The sequence below is a fragment of the Nocardiopsis listeri NBRC 13360 genome (assembly GCF_001570765.1).
Classification (GTDB): domain Bacteria; phylum Actinomycetota; class Actinomycetes; order Streptosporangiales; family Streptosporangiaceae; genus Nocardiopsis; species Nocardiopsis listeri.
In genome coordinates, this window is sequence record NZ_BCSH01000080.1 from 1 (window position 1) to 13,332 (window position 13,332).

Genomic DNA, 13,332 nt, shown 5'->3' on the forward strand with positions numbered 1-13,332 from the left:
GTTGCGAAGACCGACCGTATTCGCACCACGCCCCGAGGTTGTCTCCATGACCCAGGATCCCCACGCCCTCGTCGACGCCCTGCCCAAGGTGGAACTCCACGTCCACCTCGAAGGGTCGATGCCCGCCGAGACCCTCTTCGAACTGGCGAAACGGCACCGGGTCGATGGTCTCCCCGGCACCCTCGAAGAACTTCGGAGTTGGTACGAGTTCACCGACTTCCCGCACTTCGTCGAGGTCTACCTGGCGTCGGTGCGCACGCTGCGGGAGGAGGCCGACTTCGCGCTGTTGACCTCGGTCGTCGCCGAGCGGCTGGCCGCGCAGAACGTCCGCTACGCGGAGGTCCACGTGAGCCTGTACACCCACCTGATGCGCGGGGTGCCGGCGAAGGTGGTCTTCGACGGCATCGAACGGGCCCGGATCGAGGCCGAACGCGACCACGGCGTCCAACTCAGGTGGATCCCCGACTTCCCCGCGGACTTCGGGCCGGAGTCCGCCGAACGAACGGTGGCGGCCGTGCTCCGGGACGGCCCGTCGAGCGTGATCGGTCTCGGGGTGGGCGGGGTGGAGTCCCCGCTGGAGCCCTACGCCGAGGTGTTCGGACGGGCCAGGGCCGCCGGTCTGGTGAGCCTGCCGCACGCGGGTGAGCACGGTGGACCGGTACGGGTCCGTGAGGCGTTGGACGTGCTGAAGGCGGAGCGGATCGGGCACGGCATCGACACGATGAAGGACCCGGAGTTGGTGGCCCGCCTGGTCGACGAGCAACTGCCCATCGACGTCAGCCCCACCTCCAACCTGCGAACCCGCGCGGTGGAACGGATCGAGGACCACCCCCTGCCCGCCATGCTCGACGCGGGGCTGTTGGTCACCCTCAACAGCGACGACCCCACGATGTTCGGCAGCGACCTGACCGGCGAGTACCTGATCGCCCATGACCTGCTGGGCGCGGCCGGACCGGTGCGCCTGGCCCGCAATGGCGTCGAGGCCTCCTACCTGGGTGCGGCGCGCCGTCGTGCGCTGCTGGCGGAGATCGACGCGGTGGCCGCCCGGCACGGAGTTTCCTGAAGGGAGCCGGCCCGGTCTCCTCGTCTTCGGGACGCCGGGGCGCCGGTACCCGGCAACGGATGCCGGCGTCTCGGGTGAGAACCGGGGATCAGACCGGGGAGTCGCTGAGCGGGAGTCCGCAGTCGGTGCGCATGTCCACCCACGTTCGGTGGGCCCGTTCGGCGTCCTGGCCCTCGTAGGGAACGGGCACGCCGTCCTGGATCCGGGCGGGAGCCCAATCGGCATCCAGGACACCGCCCTGGTCGAGGGTGAGGGTGAGCACCCCGGTCTCGGCGGTCGGTCCCTCGAAGTTGTAGAACACGAAGTTGCCCAGGCCGTAGTGCACGTAGGCGTCGCCCTGGAATCCGCCCGGGGACAACACGTGCGCGTGCCCGCCGACCACGGCGGTGGCGCCGGCGTCGATGAGCTCGTCGGCCAGCGCGGGGGCGTGTGGAAGTGGACAGTGCGCGCCCTCCAACCCCCAGTGCAGGAAGACCACGACGTTGTCGTGCTCGGCGGCGGCGCCCGTGACCGCCTCCACCAGCCGGTCCTTCATCTCGTACTTGGTGGTGGCCAGACCGGGCCCGTCCTCGTTCGCGGTCCAGGCGGGAATGAGCTCCTCGTCCAGCACGTCGGTGGCGCCGAACAGGGCGACGCTCTGGCCGTCGACCTCGGCGACGTGCGGGGCGTAGGCCTCGTCCGCGTCGTGACCGGCGCCCACGAGGGTGACGGGAGAGTCGGCACCGTTGTCCAGGGTGTCGAGGAGTCCCTCCTCGCCGTAGTCCATGCCGTGGTTGTTGGCGACCGTGGCCACGTCCACGCCCGCGGAGTCCAGGGCCTCCAACGCGGTCGCGGGGGCGCGGAAGACGAAGTCCTTGCCGGGTACGGGTGTGCCGGCCTCGGTCACCGCGGTCTCCAGGTTGACCATGGCGAGGTCGGCGGCGGAGAGCCGTTCGGAGATCGGGTCGAGGGCGGTCGATGGGTCGTCGAGTCGGGACAGGAGCAGGCCCTCGAACATCACGTCACCGCCGAAGGCGATGGTGAAGGGATCGGGTGCCGCCTCGGTGGACGAAGGGGGTGTGTCGGTGCCTTTCCCGGGAGGTAGGGCACCCTCATCGGGCGATGTGTTCGGGCCTGCCGAGGAACAGGCGGCGGAGAGGGCGAACGCCAGGGTCGCGGTGCCGGCCGCGAGAACCCGGAGCCTGCGTGGACGCGTGTGTTCGGGGTTCATTCCATGCTCCGTGCGGGGGACCCGAGGGCATGTCCGATGGGATGTGAGGACGCCTGCCCGCCGGATCCGGTTGGCCGATTCGACCGGTTGGGGCGCGGGTTTCCTGTTGGGGTGTTCGACTTCGGTGTTCGATGAGAATCGGGTCGGGAGTGGCCCGACATGGTCAGCGTAGGCGTCTTGACCAGCGATGACACGGACCTCCGGGTGGGGGTCCCGGGGTTTTCGATAATAGGGTGGACCGATGTTCTCTCTTCGGGCATAGTGCGCAATTCAGGCAATTTTCTATGTATGGGTTAAGGCGCGACCCGAAGAAGGTGGAAGGACGAACCCACTAAGTTCCTTAGTGGTTTTCCGGGCGTGTCGAGAAGTAAAGTTTTCGGCGTCGATCGATGGATTCAAGGTGCGGATCGTGTCGATGAGTGGCCGATGTTCAAGCCCTGAACAGTGGATATGTCAAGTAGTGATCATCCGTGCGTGCAGGGTGATCGTAGGTTGTTCGGGAAGTTCTGGGAAAAGCACTGCGCTTCCCCGCGCTCTGCTCTAACGTTTCGGTCCGTTGGCGGTTGTCCTCGGAACGAACTCCGAAAGGGCGTCACCGTCACCCTTGTACGAACAATCGGGCCACCTCGCCGTGCCACCGATCTGTGGTGGCCGGGCCCGTTCACCGTGCGACCCTCCCGAGTGCCCACGAACACGGGTACCGAAAGGTGCGGATCGCACGAAACCCGCGCTCCGCTCGGCGCATCCCCTGGCAGTCTTCTGAAAGGTCCAGCCGCACCATGCGCAACACACTCCGTTACTCCTTCGCCACCGCAATGACCGCCGGACTGGTGCTCGCGCCGATCGGTGCCGCGTTCGCCGACGCCCAGACCGACGGCTCGGGCGGCGTGGGCAGCGGAAACCAGGTGGTCGTCCCCGTCGACGTCGAGGCCGACCTGTGCGGCAACGCGCTCGCCATCCTGGGTATCTCAAAGGCCGACTGCACCAAGGTGTCCGAAGTCCTCTACGAGAGCAGCGGCCATTCCGCCGCCACCGATGGTTCCGGTGGTGTGGCCAGCGGAAACCAGATCATCGTTCCGGTCGACGCGGCCCTGGACGTGTGCGGTAACTCCGTCGCCGTCGCCGGTGTCTCCGAGGCCGAGTGCACCTCCGTCGTGGAGGTCCTGGAAGAGGAGGGCACCGCGAGCACCAAGGCCGCCACCGATGGTTCCGGTGGTGTGGCCAGTGGAAACCAGATCGTCCTGCCGGTCGACACCGCCATCGACATCTGCGGCAACTCCGTCGCGGTCCTGGGTGCCTCCAGCGCCAGCTGCACCACCATCATCAACATCATCCACGCCTCCCCGGACAACGAGGGCGCGACCGAGGTCTCCACCGACGGTTCCGGTGGTGTGGCCAGCGGAAACCAGGTGGTCGTCCCCGTCGACGCCGCGGTCGAGATCTGCGGCAACGCCGTCTCCGTCCTGGGCATGGCCGAGGCCTCCTGCATCGAGACGATCTCCGAGGAAGAGCCGCCGGAGACCCCCGAGGAGCCGGAGGAGACCCCGGAGGAGCCGGAGGAGGAGCCCGAGACTCCCGAGGAGACCCCTGAGAAGCCCGAGGAGAAGCCGGAGACGCCGGAGAAGGAGCAGGACCGCGAGGAGGAGCCCTCCGACGACAAGCCCGCCCCCTCCGACCAGGCCGACGGCCCCGCGCTCGCCGTTACCGGTAGCGCCCTGAGCGGCCTGGTCGCCGCCGCCCTGGCCGCCGTCGGCGCCGGTGGCGCGGGCCTGTACTTCGCCCGCAAGCGCAAGGCCGCCGCCACCGCCGACGAGGAGTAGGACACACCCCGGGCACGGACCCACGCTCAACGGCCGTGCCGCGCCGCTCCCGACACGGGGGCGGTGCGGCACGGCCGCGGTCGTCTCATAACCTCGAAGACGTGCTCAAAGTCCTGTTCTCCAGACGCATGCTGGCCTTCCACGCGCTGGTCCTGCTGATCGTCCCGTCCTTCATCTGGCTGGGGTTCTGGCAGCTCGACCGCGCCGAGCAGCGTGCCGCTTCGGTCGACCTCCAGCGGGACAACGTGGCCGCCGAGCCCGTCCCGGTGGAGGAACTCGCCAGTGTGGGCGGTGACGTCGATCCCGACGACCGGTGGCGCACCGTCGAGGCGGAGGGGGAGTGGGACACCGACCAGCAGTTGCTGCTGCGCAACCGGGACGGCTCCCAGGGGGTGGGATTCCACGTCCTCACCCCGCTGGTCACCGAGGACGGGACCGCCCTGCTCGTCAACCGGGGATGGATCGAACGCGGTGAGACCGCGCAGGACACCCCGCAGGTCCCCCCGGTGCCGGAGGGCACCATCGAGGTGACCGGGCGTCTACAGTTCGGCGAGACCGAGGAGAACACCGGTCTGCGCGAACACGGGGGGCTGCCCGAGGGGCAGATCATGTTCGTCGACGTCGATCGACTCTCCGACGAGCTGCCCTACCCGATCTACGGCGGCTACGTGGAGCTCATCGAGCAGGACCCCGCGCCGGATCCGGCGCCTGAACGCCTCGCCCTGCGCGAGGAGAACCTGGGCATGAGCGCCTCCTACGCCTTCCAGTGGTGGGTGTTCACCATCGTCGTGGTGGTCGGGTGGGTCATCCTCATCCGGCGTGAGCTGCGCGATCCGCCCCAGGGCGGGTCGGGGGAGGAGGTCGCCGACGGGCCCGAGGACGAACCCGGAGACGGAGCCGAGGGCGAGAAGGAAGCCGAATCCGGGGCCGAGGAGAAGGCCGTGCCCGAGGAGGCCTCCGCCGACCGGATCCAACAGACACAGAACTAGGAGCGGCGTGGACGACGACCTGATCGGGGGACCGGAGTACCCGGTGCCCGGCGGTATGGACCGACGCGCGGTGGGCGCGAAGGAGAGCGCCCGGGCGGGGCGGTACTGGTGGGACGGGGCCGCCGACGCCTACCAGGCCGAACACGGGGACTTCCTGCGCGACGCCGGGTTCGTCTGGTCCCCGGAGGGGCTCGACGAGGCCGAGGCGCGGCTGCTCGGTGACGTGACCGACGCCCGCGTCCTGGAGATCGGATGCGGGGCCGGCCAGTGCTCCCGGTGGCTGCGCTCCCAGGGGGTGGCGGAGGTGGTCGCCTTCGACCTTTCGTGGCGCCAGCTCCAGCACTCGCGGCGGATCGACGAGCAGACCGACCTGCGGGTGCCCACCGTGCAGGCGGACGCCCAGCGTCTTCCGTTCGCCACCGGCTCCTTCGACGTGGTCTTCTCCGCCTTCGGAGCGTTCCCCTTCGTGCCCGCCGCCGAGAGCGCGCTGGCCGAGGCGGCCCGGACGTTGCGGCCCGGGGGACGGTTCGTGTTCTCGGTGACCCACCCGATCCGGTGGTGCTTTCCCGACGACCCCACCGAACACGGGCTCACCGTCCAACAGTCCTACTTCGACCGGCGTGCCTACGTGGAGGAGGACGAGGACGGTCGCGCCATCTACGCCGAACACCACCACACGATCGGCGACTGGGTACGGGGCATCACGTCGGCCGGCCTGGTCCTGCGCGACCTGGTCGAACCCGAGTGGCCCGAGGACAACGACCAGGTGTGGGGAGGTTGGGGGCCGGTGCGCGGTCGCCTCATCCCCGGCACCGTGGTGTTCAGCGCGGTCAAGCCGTAGCCGGACCGTCTCCCCGGTTCGGTGGTCTGGGGCGGACGCAAAACCCCTTGGGTTCGGATGGAGCGCGCTGTAGCTTCGGGCCGGACGAAGGGAGAAACGGTGTCCGTACGTATGCGCGAGGTGTGGCGACAGACCCGAGAGGCCTACGAGGCCGGCCACTACACGGTGGAAGGGCGGACGGTGGACCTGACGGGTCCGCTCGCCGAGATGCGGGAGGGTACGCGGCTGCACCTGCCCGAGGAGATCGCCGCGCTGTCGGTGCCCGAGCCGCGATTCGACACCCGTTACGAGGTGACCGGCGAGGACACCTTGGCCGCCGCACGGCGGGTGGTCGGGGAGAGCGGTGGCAGGGTCGCGGCGCTCAACTTCGCGTCCGCCCGCAACCCCGGTGGCGGGGTGGTCAACGGGGCGCGCGCCCAGGAGGAGAGCCTGGCCCGTTCCAGCGCCCTGTACGACTCGCTGACCCGTTGCCCCGAGTACTACGAACACCACCGGGCCGAGCGAAGCCTGCTGTACTCCGACCGGGTGATCTGGTCGCCGAGTGTGCCGGTCTACCGCGACGCCAAGGGTGGTTGGTTGCCGGAGGCGGTTCCGGTCGACTTCCTCACCTCGCCCGCACCCAACCGGCGGATGGTGGAACGCAACCAGCCCGAACACGCCGACCGGGTGCTACAGGCGCTGGAGACGCGGGCCCGCGGGGTGTTGGCGGTGGCCGCCCACCATGGCGCCACTCGGCTCGTTCTGGGCGCCTGGGGTTGCGGTGTGTTCGGCAACGACCCGGCCGCCGTGGCCGGAGCCTTCGGACGGCACTTGAAGGGGGAGTTCGCGGGGGTCTTCGATCGGGTGGTGTTCGCGGTGTTGGATCGAGACCCGGCCGTGCGGACGCCCTTCGAGGAGGTCTTCGGCGGATGAACGCCTGGAGTGGAACGTGGGAGAGCCGTGGGCCGTCCGGAACGCTGATCCGCAACGCCCGGCCGGATGATCACGGTCGGATTCTGCGGGTGTGTGACGCCTGGTGGGGCAAGCCGGTCACGCACATCCTGCCCCGGCTGTTCCTGGACCACTTCCACACCACCAGCCTCGTCGCGGAGGACGAGGGGAGTTTGGTCGGGTTCCTGGTGGGTTTCCCCTCGCAGGCGCGGCCGGGGGAGGCCTACGTGCACTTCGCGGCTGTGGCTCCGGCGCATCGTCGTTCGGGGTTGGCACGCGAGCTGTACCGGTTGTTCACCAACGCGGCTCGCGCCGAGGGAAGGGGAGCGGTGCGCGCGGTGACCTCTCCGTCCAACCAGCGGTCGATCGCCTTCCACCGATCAGTGGGGTTCGCCGTGACGGGCCCGTACGAGGACTACGACGGTCCCGGTACGGACCGGATGTGCTTCGAGCTGCGCCTGTGAGACGACAACGATCCCCGTCGCCCTTGCGAGGGGCCGGGGATTCGCGTTGTTCAGGTCTGATTCAGGTCCGCGGCGTAGGTTCCCTTTCCGGGAACACGGGTGACGATCCCTTGCTCGGCCAGCAGGGCGTACGCGGAGCGCGCGGTGCGACGTGACACGTTGAATTCCTCGCACACGTCGGACTCTGACGGCATCACGCGGTTGGCCGCATACCGGCCGTCCTTCACCCGGTCGCTCAACACTCGCGCGATCTGCCGGTACATCGGTTCGGGTCCATCTAGATCCACCACGGGTCAAATCTATCCGGCCGGTAATTATGTGGGCCATAACGGTCAGGTACGAGCCAGCACGTGCCAGGTGGGCCAAGTTCGTCTATGATGAAGGAGTCCTCACGCATGAGGAACCCCGGCGACGTGCACCAACACGCCCCGGGGCTATGGCCACCGCTTAGAAGGAGCGGCAACATGCCTTACCTTATCGCTCTGTTCGCCTGCCTACTGAGGCTGATCAGGCCCTCGCAGGCCGTCCACGCCGACCCCTACGGCCGCTTCGCCGGCGTCCTCGCCGAGCTGCGCCGAAACCGTGCCCGCCGTGTCCGCAGGTATGTGGCCTCACCCGCGCCGGTGTGCTCCTCCCCGGTGATCCCGGCTCCGCGCGAGCCCGTCGACGAGGCTCTCGCGACCGTGGCGTGGGACGACCCCTTGATGGTGGACCCGCGCTACCCGCTCCCGCCCGTGCGGCTGGTCCGCGGGTACTACGTCCACCACACGGGAACCCGTGCGTTCACCGCGGGGGTGGCGGCATGACGAACATCGAACCTGTGGACTGTGCGTCGCCGCGCTGTGTCCTGGGCCATGGCCACGAGGGATCGCACACCGAGCACACGGAACCGTTCGTGGTGAACGCCTGCGCCGCGCAGCTCCGCCGACTGCTGGCCTCGCCGGGGCTGCCGTGCGACGCGGTGGCCACCCTGAACAGCGCCGACAACGTGTTCACGACGCTGGATTCCCTGCTCCGTGCGGGCGCTCCGTTGCCGTCCGGTTGGTTCCCGAGCGGGAACGACGGCGACATGGAGGCGGTCACCCGGGTGTACGACGCTCTATCCGAAGCGCTCCGTGAGACCGGGGAGATCGGCCCGATGTTCACCGCGCTCCGCGAAGCCTGCCGTCATTGGAAGGCGCTGGAGGGTCTGCTTCGCGCGGGGTCTCCGCTGCCCGAACCGTGGCGCCGCGCCTAGCCTCGCCGCTCGCCCCCGCTCTTCGGAGCGGGGGTTTCGCGGGCTGGTCGGAGGGCGCGGGGGTCGGGCGCGTATCATCCGTGCCAACCGACCGGGAGGAAGAAGCGTGCGGCTCAAGCTCGATCTCCACGACATCTTCAACAAGGGGCGCAGCATCGACCAGGCCCTGAACGACATCATGGATGAGGCCGAGAGCAAGAAGGCCAAGACCGTGGAGATCATCCCGGGCAAGGGTTCGGGCCAGTTGAAGAAGCGTGTGCTGCGCTTCCTGGACCGCAAGGACGTCAAGGCCCGTTATCACCGGGTGGAGAAGGATTCGAAGAACTTCGGTCGCCTGTTCATCCACTTCAAGCACTGAGCGGATGAGGCCTGTGGACCGGTTACGTCGAGACATGGAGTGCCGCGAGTCCTACGATCGTGCCATGGCAAAGGTCAGAATCCGCGTCAGCCTCGATCCGGATGAGGCGGAGCGTGTCAGATTCCATGCGGAGCGCGCTGGGATGGATTTGTCTTCCTACCTGCTCAACGCCGCGATCTGTCAGATGGCCGATGCCGAAGGACGAGTCGCGCAGCAGAGACTGGAGGAGATCCGGTCCGGTGACGCCGAGGTCGTGTCCGCCGAGGATCTGGCCAAGGAGCCCGGCCTGTGACCGGCCGGTAGGCGTGCTCGGAGCGATGACGCAGGCACCGTGGACGTGCGAGGTGGGACGTATGGGCGTGAAACAGGCGATCGTCGAGACCGGGCGACTATCGTTGGTTCCGCTATTGCCTCGGCACGCCGACGACGTGATGGCGCTGTTCGCAGACCGGCGATGAGCACGCACCTGGGCGCCGACCTTTCCGACCCGGACGTGGCCCGGGCGATGGTGGACAACCGACTCGCCTATGAGGGCCCACCGGAACTCGGGCACTGGGTCATCATGCTCGACGACGACCTCATCGGTCTGGCTCACCTACGCCCCTCGAAGGAACTGCCCGGCGACCTTCCGGAGATCGGATGGTACCTGTCCGCGCGTCATGGCGGCCGTGGTCTGGCGACCGAGGCCGCCCTGGCGCTGCTTCGGCGCGGGCTCGACGAAATGGGACTGAACTCGGTCTGGGCGCTGGTGCGTGTGGACAACGCCCCGAGCCTGCGGTTGGCCGAACGCCTGGGATTCCTCGTGGTGGGCCTGGGGTCGCACTACAACGGGGCCCACCGGGTCCATGTCGCCCTGCCTGGTCGGGCTTGAGCCTCCCCTGACATGGCGAAGCCCGATTTCGTGAGTGGCCTGGCCGCCCTTCGTCCACTTCAAATACGGGGGTAAGGCGTCACTTGCCGTAGTGGTACCTACAGGCGGCGATCCTGATCTCTTCTTCGACCAGCTTGTACACCAGTCGGTGTTCATCGGTGATGCGACGTGACCAGTAGCTTTGGAAACCGTGTCGCAGCGGCTCCGGCTTACCGATTCCTTCGTTGCCGTTGCGCGCGATGTCCTTGATCAAGGTGTTGATGCGTTTGAGGATCTTCCGGTCCTGGCCCTGCCACCAGACGTAGTCTTCCCAGGCGCTCTCAGCCCAGACCAACTTCACTCGCCGAGCTCCCGTTCGATCCCCTGGTCGGCTTCGAGCTCCTCGATCGCGGTCACCAGACGTCGGGCGTTTTCAGGGCTGCGGAGCAGGTAGGCGGTCTCCTTCAGAGTCTCGTACTCGGACAAAGCCATCATCACCACCGGCTCGCGCCCGGCTCTCGTGATGACGACCTCTTCCCGGTCATCGACCACGGAGTCGAGTGTCGCGGCGTAGTTGGCTCGGGACTCCGAGTAGGTCAAGGTCTTCATTCCTGGCCCCTTCGTAGTGCAACCGGACATGCCATCATTGTACAAGAAGTTGTACGTATGGGTGAGAATTCTGTGTCACTGGATGGGTGAAGGGGTTTCCTCATGGTGGGCCTGGGATCGCACTGCAACGGGCCCCACCGGGTCCACGTGGCCCTGCCCGGACAGGCCTGAGGGGTCATCGACCTCGGCCTTGGAGGAACGCCTCCACTTCCTCGGCGGTGGGGGCGGTGGCCGGGCCCTTGCGGGCCACCGCCAGCGCCGCCGCGGCGTTGGCCCGGCGGGCGGCCGACACCGGGTCCTCTCCCGCCGCCAGGGTGGCCACGAACACCCCCACGTGCGCGTCGCCCGCGCCGTTGGTGTCCACGGCCTCGACCTCGAACCCGGGTACCGGCACGGGGGCGGTGTGGGGTTCTGCGACCAGGCAACCCTCTGCGCCGGCGCGCAGTACCACCACGCCCTCGACGCGTCGGGACAGGGCCGAGGCCGCCTCCATCCCATCGGAGGTGCCGGTGAGTGTGGTCGCCTCGGCGGCGCTGAGGCTGAGCACGTCGACCCGGGGCAGCACCCGTTCCAGGGTCGAGTCGGGAATCATCCCCACCACCGACGCCGGGTCGAGGACGAGGCGCACGCCGGGGGCGAGCCCACCGATCCAGGTCACCAGGTCGTCGGCGCGCCCACCAGGCAACAGCGAGTAGCCCACCACGTAGACGAAGTCGCCCGGCCTCGGCCGCAGGTCGTTCAGGTCGCACAGTGGCAGGTCCATCTCGGCTCCCAGGTGGGTGACGAAGGTGCGTTCGGCGCTCGGGTCCACCATGACCACGCAGAATCCGGTGTCGGTCGGGCGAGGCGGATGTGCGACCTTCACGCCCTCCTCGCGCAGGGCCGCCCGCACCAGGTCACCGTTGGGTCCGGTTCCGTGCGCGCCCGCGTACTCCACCTCCAACCCGGCGCGCGCGGCGGCGGAGACCACGTTGAACCCGCCCCCGGGCAGGGCCCGCGCGGAGCTCGCGAAGGCACCGCCGCCGGGCACCGGTACGTGGTCGACCTCCATCACGACGTCGATGATCACCGGTCCCACGTGGTGGAGTCGCAGGGGCACTTCCGGGTCCTCTCGTCGGCTCGTCCTCGGATCATCTCGTAGCCGGTTGTCGAGTCTTTGCCGGGGCGGTCCCGCTCAGGTGGGCTCCTCCGTCCCAGACTCGACAGGGAAGGCGCGACAGGAGGAGAACCCATGCTGACCACCGACTTCGTCAACGGCTCGCCCCGATGGATCGAACTGGGGTCCGATTCCCCCGAGGCCTCGGCGGACTTCTACAAGCGGGTGTTCCGCTGGGAGGCCGAGAGCGGGGGAGCGCGAGTCGGCGACTACCCGATCATGAGGTCGGATGGTGGAAACGTGGCCGGGATCGGTGCGCGCATCGTCGACGAGGAAGCGCAGTCCTGGACGGTCTACTTCCAAGTCGACGACATCGAGGCGACCGCTCGGCGTGTGCGGGAGTTGGGAGGCACCCTCCAGGTGGAGCCCACCGAGGTGTTCGAACTGGGCACGGTGGCGCACGCCACCGACTCGCAAGGCGGCTGGTTCGCCCTCTGGCAACCCGGCACCTTCGTCGGTATGGAGGTGACCGACCGCCCGGGAGCACTGTGCTGGGTGCAACTGTGGACCACCTCGGTGCAGAGTGCCGAGGACTTCTACCGTGATCTGTTCGGCTGGCGGTGCGTCGACATCCCCCTCGCCGACGAGGAGACCTATACGATGGCGCGTCCGTCCGGGGCGGGCGAGGACCGTTACTTCGGCGGGATGATGGAGATGCCTCCCGTGCAACTGCCCCAGATCGAGGGCTTCGCCGACTGGCACCCGGTGTTCCAGGCGGCGGACTGTGACGCGGTGGCGGCGTCGGTACGGGATTCGGGCGGTCGGGTGCACGTGGGGCCGCACGACGTACCCGGGGTGGGGCGGCTGGCGGTCTGCTCGGACCCGCTCTCCGCCGGGTTCGTGATCCTGGAGCCGTTGAACGGACATCTCTGAGCCCGGGCCCCGAACCCGCACCGCGGCGAGCCACGAAATGTCGGTATCCGACAGCACACTGGGAAGTCGACACAGGAGGCGACCTGATGATCACCACTGACTACGTACCCGGCTCGCCCTGCTGGGCCGAGGTGACCAGCCCGGACGTCGAGGCCTCGGCCGCGTTCTATGGCGCGCTGTTCGGCTGGGAGGCCGAGTCGGCCGGACCGGAGACCGGCGGCTACGTGAACTTCCGGTTGGACGGTGCGCTCGTGGGCGCGCTCAGCCCACGGATGTCGGAGGAACAGCCGATCTCCTGGACCGTCCACCTGACCACCCCGGACCTGGACGGGACCGTGAACGCCGCCAGGGCCCTGGGCGCGACGGTCCACATCGACCCCATGGACGTGATGGATCTGGGACGGATGGCCTTCCTGAGCGACCCGCAGGGCGGCGCGGTCCCGCTCTGGCAGCCGCGAGGCTTCGCCGGCGCGGAAGCGGTCGACGTTCCGGGTTCGCTCATGTGGACCGAGCTGTGGACGCCCTCGGTGGTGGGGGCCAAGGACTTCTACGGGGCCCTGCTCGGCTGGGAGTTCAACGACGTTCCGATGGGTGATCAGGTGTACTCCACCATCCGCCCGGCCGAACAGGGCGAGGACCGCTACTTCGGCGGGATCATGGGCGTGCGGGCCGAGGACCCGCCACAGACGAAGGGTGCCGCCGACTGGCATCCCGTCTTCCACGTCGCCGACTGCGACGACGCCGTCATCCGGGTGCGTGAGGCGGGCGGCCAGGTCCACGTGGGGCCGGAGACCACGCACGGTGTGGGGCGGCTCGCGGTCTGCGCCGACCCCTTCTCCGCGGGGTTCGTCCTGCTCACCCCGTCACCGGAGTGATCTCTCCGGGATGATCCGGGAACGAGGCGGGGTGGCACGCGAGCCGCCCCGCCTCAC

At 68.6% G+C, this 13,332-nt stretch carries 18 protein-coding genes; 13 read left to right on the forward strand and 5 right to left on the reverse strand.

The annotated features are described in order from the left end of the window. Positions 1–46: 46 nt before the first annotated feature. Positions 47–1,063: an adenosine deaminase gene (gene add, locus NLI01S_RS21430; protein WP_067607454.1), complete on the forward strand. Its 1,017-nt coding sequence runs from the start codon at positions 47–49 to the stop codon at positions 1,061–1,063. Between the two features lie 88 nt (positions 1,064–1,151). Here the strand turns inward: add and NLI01S_RS21435 are convergent, their stop codons facing one another. After that, positions 1,152–2,273: a CapA family protein gene (locus NLI01S_RS21435; RefSeq protein WP_067607456.1), complete on the reverse strand. Its 1,122-nt coding sequence runs from the start codon at positions 2,271–2,273 to the stop codon at positions 1,152–1,154. Positions 2,274–3,052: 779 nt separating this feature from the next. Between NLI01S_RS21435 and NLI01S_RS21440 the strand changes: the two genes are divergently transcribed. From NLI01S_RS21440 to NLI01S_RS21460, 5 genes are all read left to right on the forward strand, one after another. Further along, a complete protein-coding gene (locus NLI01S_RS21440; RefSeq protein WP_067607458.1) occupies positions 3,053–4,093 on the forward strand; it encodes a chaplin in 1,041 nt (346 codons plus the stop codon). Between the two features lie 101 nt (positions 4,094–4,194). After that, entirely contained in the window at positions 4,195–5,082 is an 888-nt protein-coding gene (locus NLI01S_RS21445) for an SURF1 family cytochrome oxidase biogenesis protein (RefSeq protein WP_067607461.1), read from the forward strand. Positions 5,083–5,137: 55 nt separating this feature from the next. After that, positions 5,138–5,923, forward strand: coding sequence for a class I SAM-dependent methyltransferase (locus NLI01S_RS21450; RefSeq protein WP_067607533.1), 786 nt, complete (start codon positions 5,138–5,140; stop codon positions 5,921–5,923). 99 nt (positions 5,924–6,022) lie between these two features. Then, positions 6,023–6,835: a TIGR02452 family protein gene (locus NLI01S_RS21455; protein WP_067607464.1), complete on the forward strand. Its 813-nt coding sequence runs from the start codon at positions 6,023–6,025 to the stop codon at positions 6,833–6,835. Continuing rightward, on the forward strand, positions 6,832–7,317 hold the full coding sequence (locus NLI01S_RS21460; RefSeq protein ID WP_067607467.1) for a GNAT family N-acetyltransferase: 486 nt from the start codon (positions 6,832–6,834) through the stop codon (positions 7,315–7,317). The genes NLI01S_RS21455 and NLI01S_RS21460 overlap by 4 nt, the downstream gene beginning before the upstream one ends. Positions 7,318–7,367: 50 nt before the next feature. Here the strand turns inward: NLI01S_RS21460 and NLI01S_RS21465 are convergent, their stop codons facing one another. Next, positions 7,368–7,607, reverse strand: a complete 240-nt coding sequence (locus NLI01S_RS21465; protein WP_084392783.1) for a GntR family transcriptional regulator — start codon at positions 7,605–7,607, stop codon at positions 7,368–7,370. Positions 7,608–7,781: 174 nt separating this feature from the next. Between NLI01S_RS21465 and NLI01S_RS21470 the strand changes: the two genes are divergently transcribed. The 5 genes from NLI01S_RS21470 to NLI01S_RS21490 all read left to right on the forward strand — a co-directional run bounded on the left by NLI01S_RS21470 (position 7,782) and on the right by NLI01S_RS21490 (position 9,783). Continuing rightward, positions 7,782–8,123 carry a hypothetical protein gene (locus NLI01S_RS21470; RefSeq protein ID WP_067607471.1) on the forward strand — a complete coding sequence of 114 codons (342 nt, stop codon included), beginning with the start codon at positions 7,782–7,784 and terminating at the stop codon, positions 8,121–8,123. Beyond that, positions 8,120–8,554 (forward strand): hypothetical protein, encoded by a 435-nt coding sequence (locus tag NLI01S_RS21475; protein WP_223809329.1) that lies wholly within the window; start codon positions 8,120–8,122, stop codon positions 8,552–8,554. Before NLI01S_RS21470 ends, NLI01S_RS21475 begins: the two co-directional genes overlap by 4 nt. Positions 8,555–8,660: 106 nt before the next feature. Further along, positions 8,661–8,912 (forward strand): Smr/MutS family protein, encoded by a 252-nt coding sequence (locus NLI01S_RS21480; RefSeq protein WP_067607473.1) that lies wholly within the window; start codon positions 8,661–8,663, stop codon positions 8,910–8,912. A gap of 142 nt (positions 8,913–9,054) precedes the next feature. Further along, positions 9,055–9,204 carry a hypothetical protein gene (locus tag NLI01S_RS26510; RefSeq protein WP_223809330.1) on the forward strand — a complete coding sequence of 50 codons (150 nt, stop codon included), beginning with the start codon at positions 9,055–9,057 and terminating at the stop codon, positions 9,202–9,204. 162 nt (positions 9,205–9,366) lie between these two features. Continuing rightward, a complete protein-coding gene (locus tag NLI01S_RS21490) occupies positions 9,367–9,783 on the forward strand; it encodes a GNAT family N-acetyltransferase (protein ID WP_223809331.1) in 417 nt (138 codons plus the stop codon). A 79-nt stretch (positions 9,784–9,862) separates the two neighbouring features. On the opposite strand, the gene NLI01S_RS21495 is transcribed toward NLI01S_RS21490, so the two are convergent. The 3 genes from NLI01S_RS21495 to NLI01S_RS21505 all read right to left on the reverse strand — a co-directional run bounded on the left by NLI01S_RS21495 (position 9,863) and on the right by NLI01S_RS21505 (position 11,470). Further along, on the reverse strand, positions 9,863–10,123 hold the full coding sequence (locus NLI01S_RS21495) for a Txe/YoeB family addiction module toxin (protein WP_067607476.1): 261 nt from the start codon (positions 10,121–10,123) through the stop codon (positions 9,863–9,865). Then, positions 10,120–10,371, reverse strand: a complete 252-nt coding sequence (locus NLI01S_RS21500; RefSeq protein ID WP_067607479.1) for a type II toxin-antitoxin system Phd/YefM family antitoxin — start codon at positions 10,369–10,371, stop codon at positions 10,120–10,122. The genes NLI01S_RS21495 and NLI01S_RS21500 overlap by 4 nt, the downstream gene beginning before the upstream one ends. A gap of 175 nt (positions 10,372–10,546) precedes the next feature. Then, entirely contained in the window at positions 10,547–11,470 is a 924-nt protein-coding gene (locus tag NLI01S_RS21505; RefSeq protein WP_084392785.1) for a PfkB family carbohydrate kinase, read from the reverse strand. Between the two features lie 132 nt (positions 11,471–11,602). Between NLI01S_RS21505 and NLI01S_RS21510 the strand changes: the two genes are divergently transcribed. Beyond that, the gene (locus NLI01S_RS21510) at positions 11,603–12,400 is read left to right on the forward strand and encodes a VOC family protein (RefSeq protein WP_067607483.1); all 798 of its coding nucleotides are present in this window, start codon (positions 11,603–11,605) and stop codon (positions 12,398–12,400) included. Positions 12,401–12,486: 86 nt separating this feature from the next. Further along, entirely contained in the window at positions 12,487–13,275 is a 789-nt protein-coding gene (locus tag NLI01S_RS21515; protein ID WP_067607486.1) for a VOC family protein, read from the forward strand. The last annotated feature ends 57 nt before the right edge of the window (positions 13,276–13,332 follow it).

Bases quoted from the DNA above. Each gene is read 5' to 3' on its own strand.
- add (WP_067607454.1), top strand. From the start codon at position 47: ATGACCCAGGATCCCCACGCCCTCGTCGACGCCCTGCCCAAGGTGGAA.
- NLI01S_RS21435 (WP_067607456.1), bottom strand. From the start codon at position 2,273: ATGAACCCCGAACACACGCGTCCACGCAGGCTCCGGGTTCTCGCGGCC.
- NLI01S_RS21440 (WP_067607458.1), top strand. From the start codon at position 3,053: ATGCGCAACACACTCCGTTACTCCTTCGCCACCGCAATGACCGCCGGA.
- NLI01S_RS21450 (WP_067607533.1), top strand. From the start codon at position 5,138: ATGGACCGACGCGCGGTGGGCGCGAAGGAGAGCGCCCGGGCGGGGCGG.
- NLI01S_RS21460 (WP_067607467.1), top strand. From the start codon at position 6,832: ATGAACGCCTGGAGTGGAACGTGGGAGAGCCGTGGGCCGTCCGGAACG.
- NLI01S_RS21470 (WP_067607471.1), top strand. From the start codon at position 7,782: ATGCCTTACCTTATCGCTCTGTTCGCCTGCCTACTGAGGCTGATCAGG.
- NLI01S_RS21475 (WP_223809329.1), top strand. From the start codon at position 8,120: ATGACGAACATCGAACCTGTGGACTGTGCGTCGCCGCGCTGTGTCCTG.
- NLI01S_RS26510 (WP_223809330.1), top strand. From the start codon at position 9,055: ATGGATTTGTCTTCCTACCTGCTCAACGCCGCGATCTGTCAGATGGCC.
- NLI01S_RS21490 (WP_223809331.1), top strand. From the start codon at position 9,367: ATGAGCACGCACCTGGGCGCCGACCTTTCCGACCCGGACGTGGCCCGG.
- NLI01S_RS21500 (WP_067607479.1), bottom strand. From the start codon at position 10,371: ATGAAGACCTTGACCTACTCGGAGTCCCGAGCCAACTACGCCGCGACA.
- NLI01S_RS21510 (WP_067607483.1), top strand. From the start codon at position 11,603: ATGCTGACCACCGACTTCGTCAACGGCTCGCCCCGATGGATCGAACTG.
- NLI01S_RS21515 (WP_067607486.1), top strand. From the start codon at position 12,487: ATGATCACCACTGACTACGTACCCGGCTCGCCCTGCTGGGCCGAGGTG.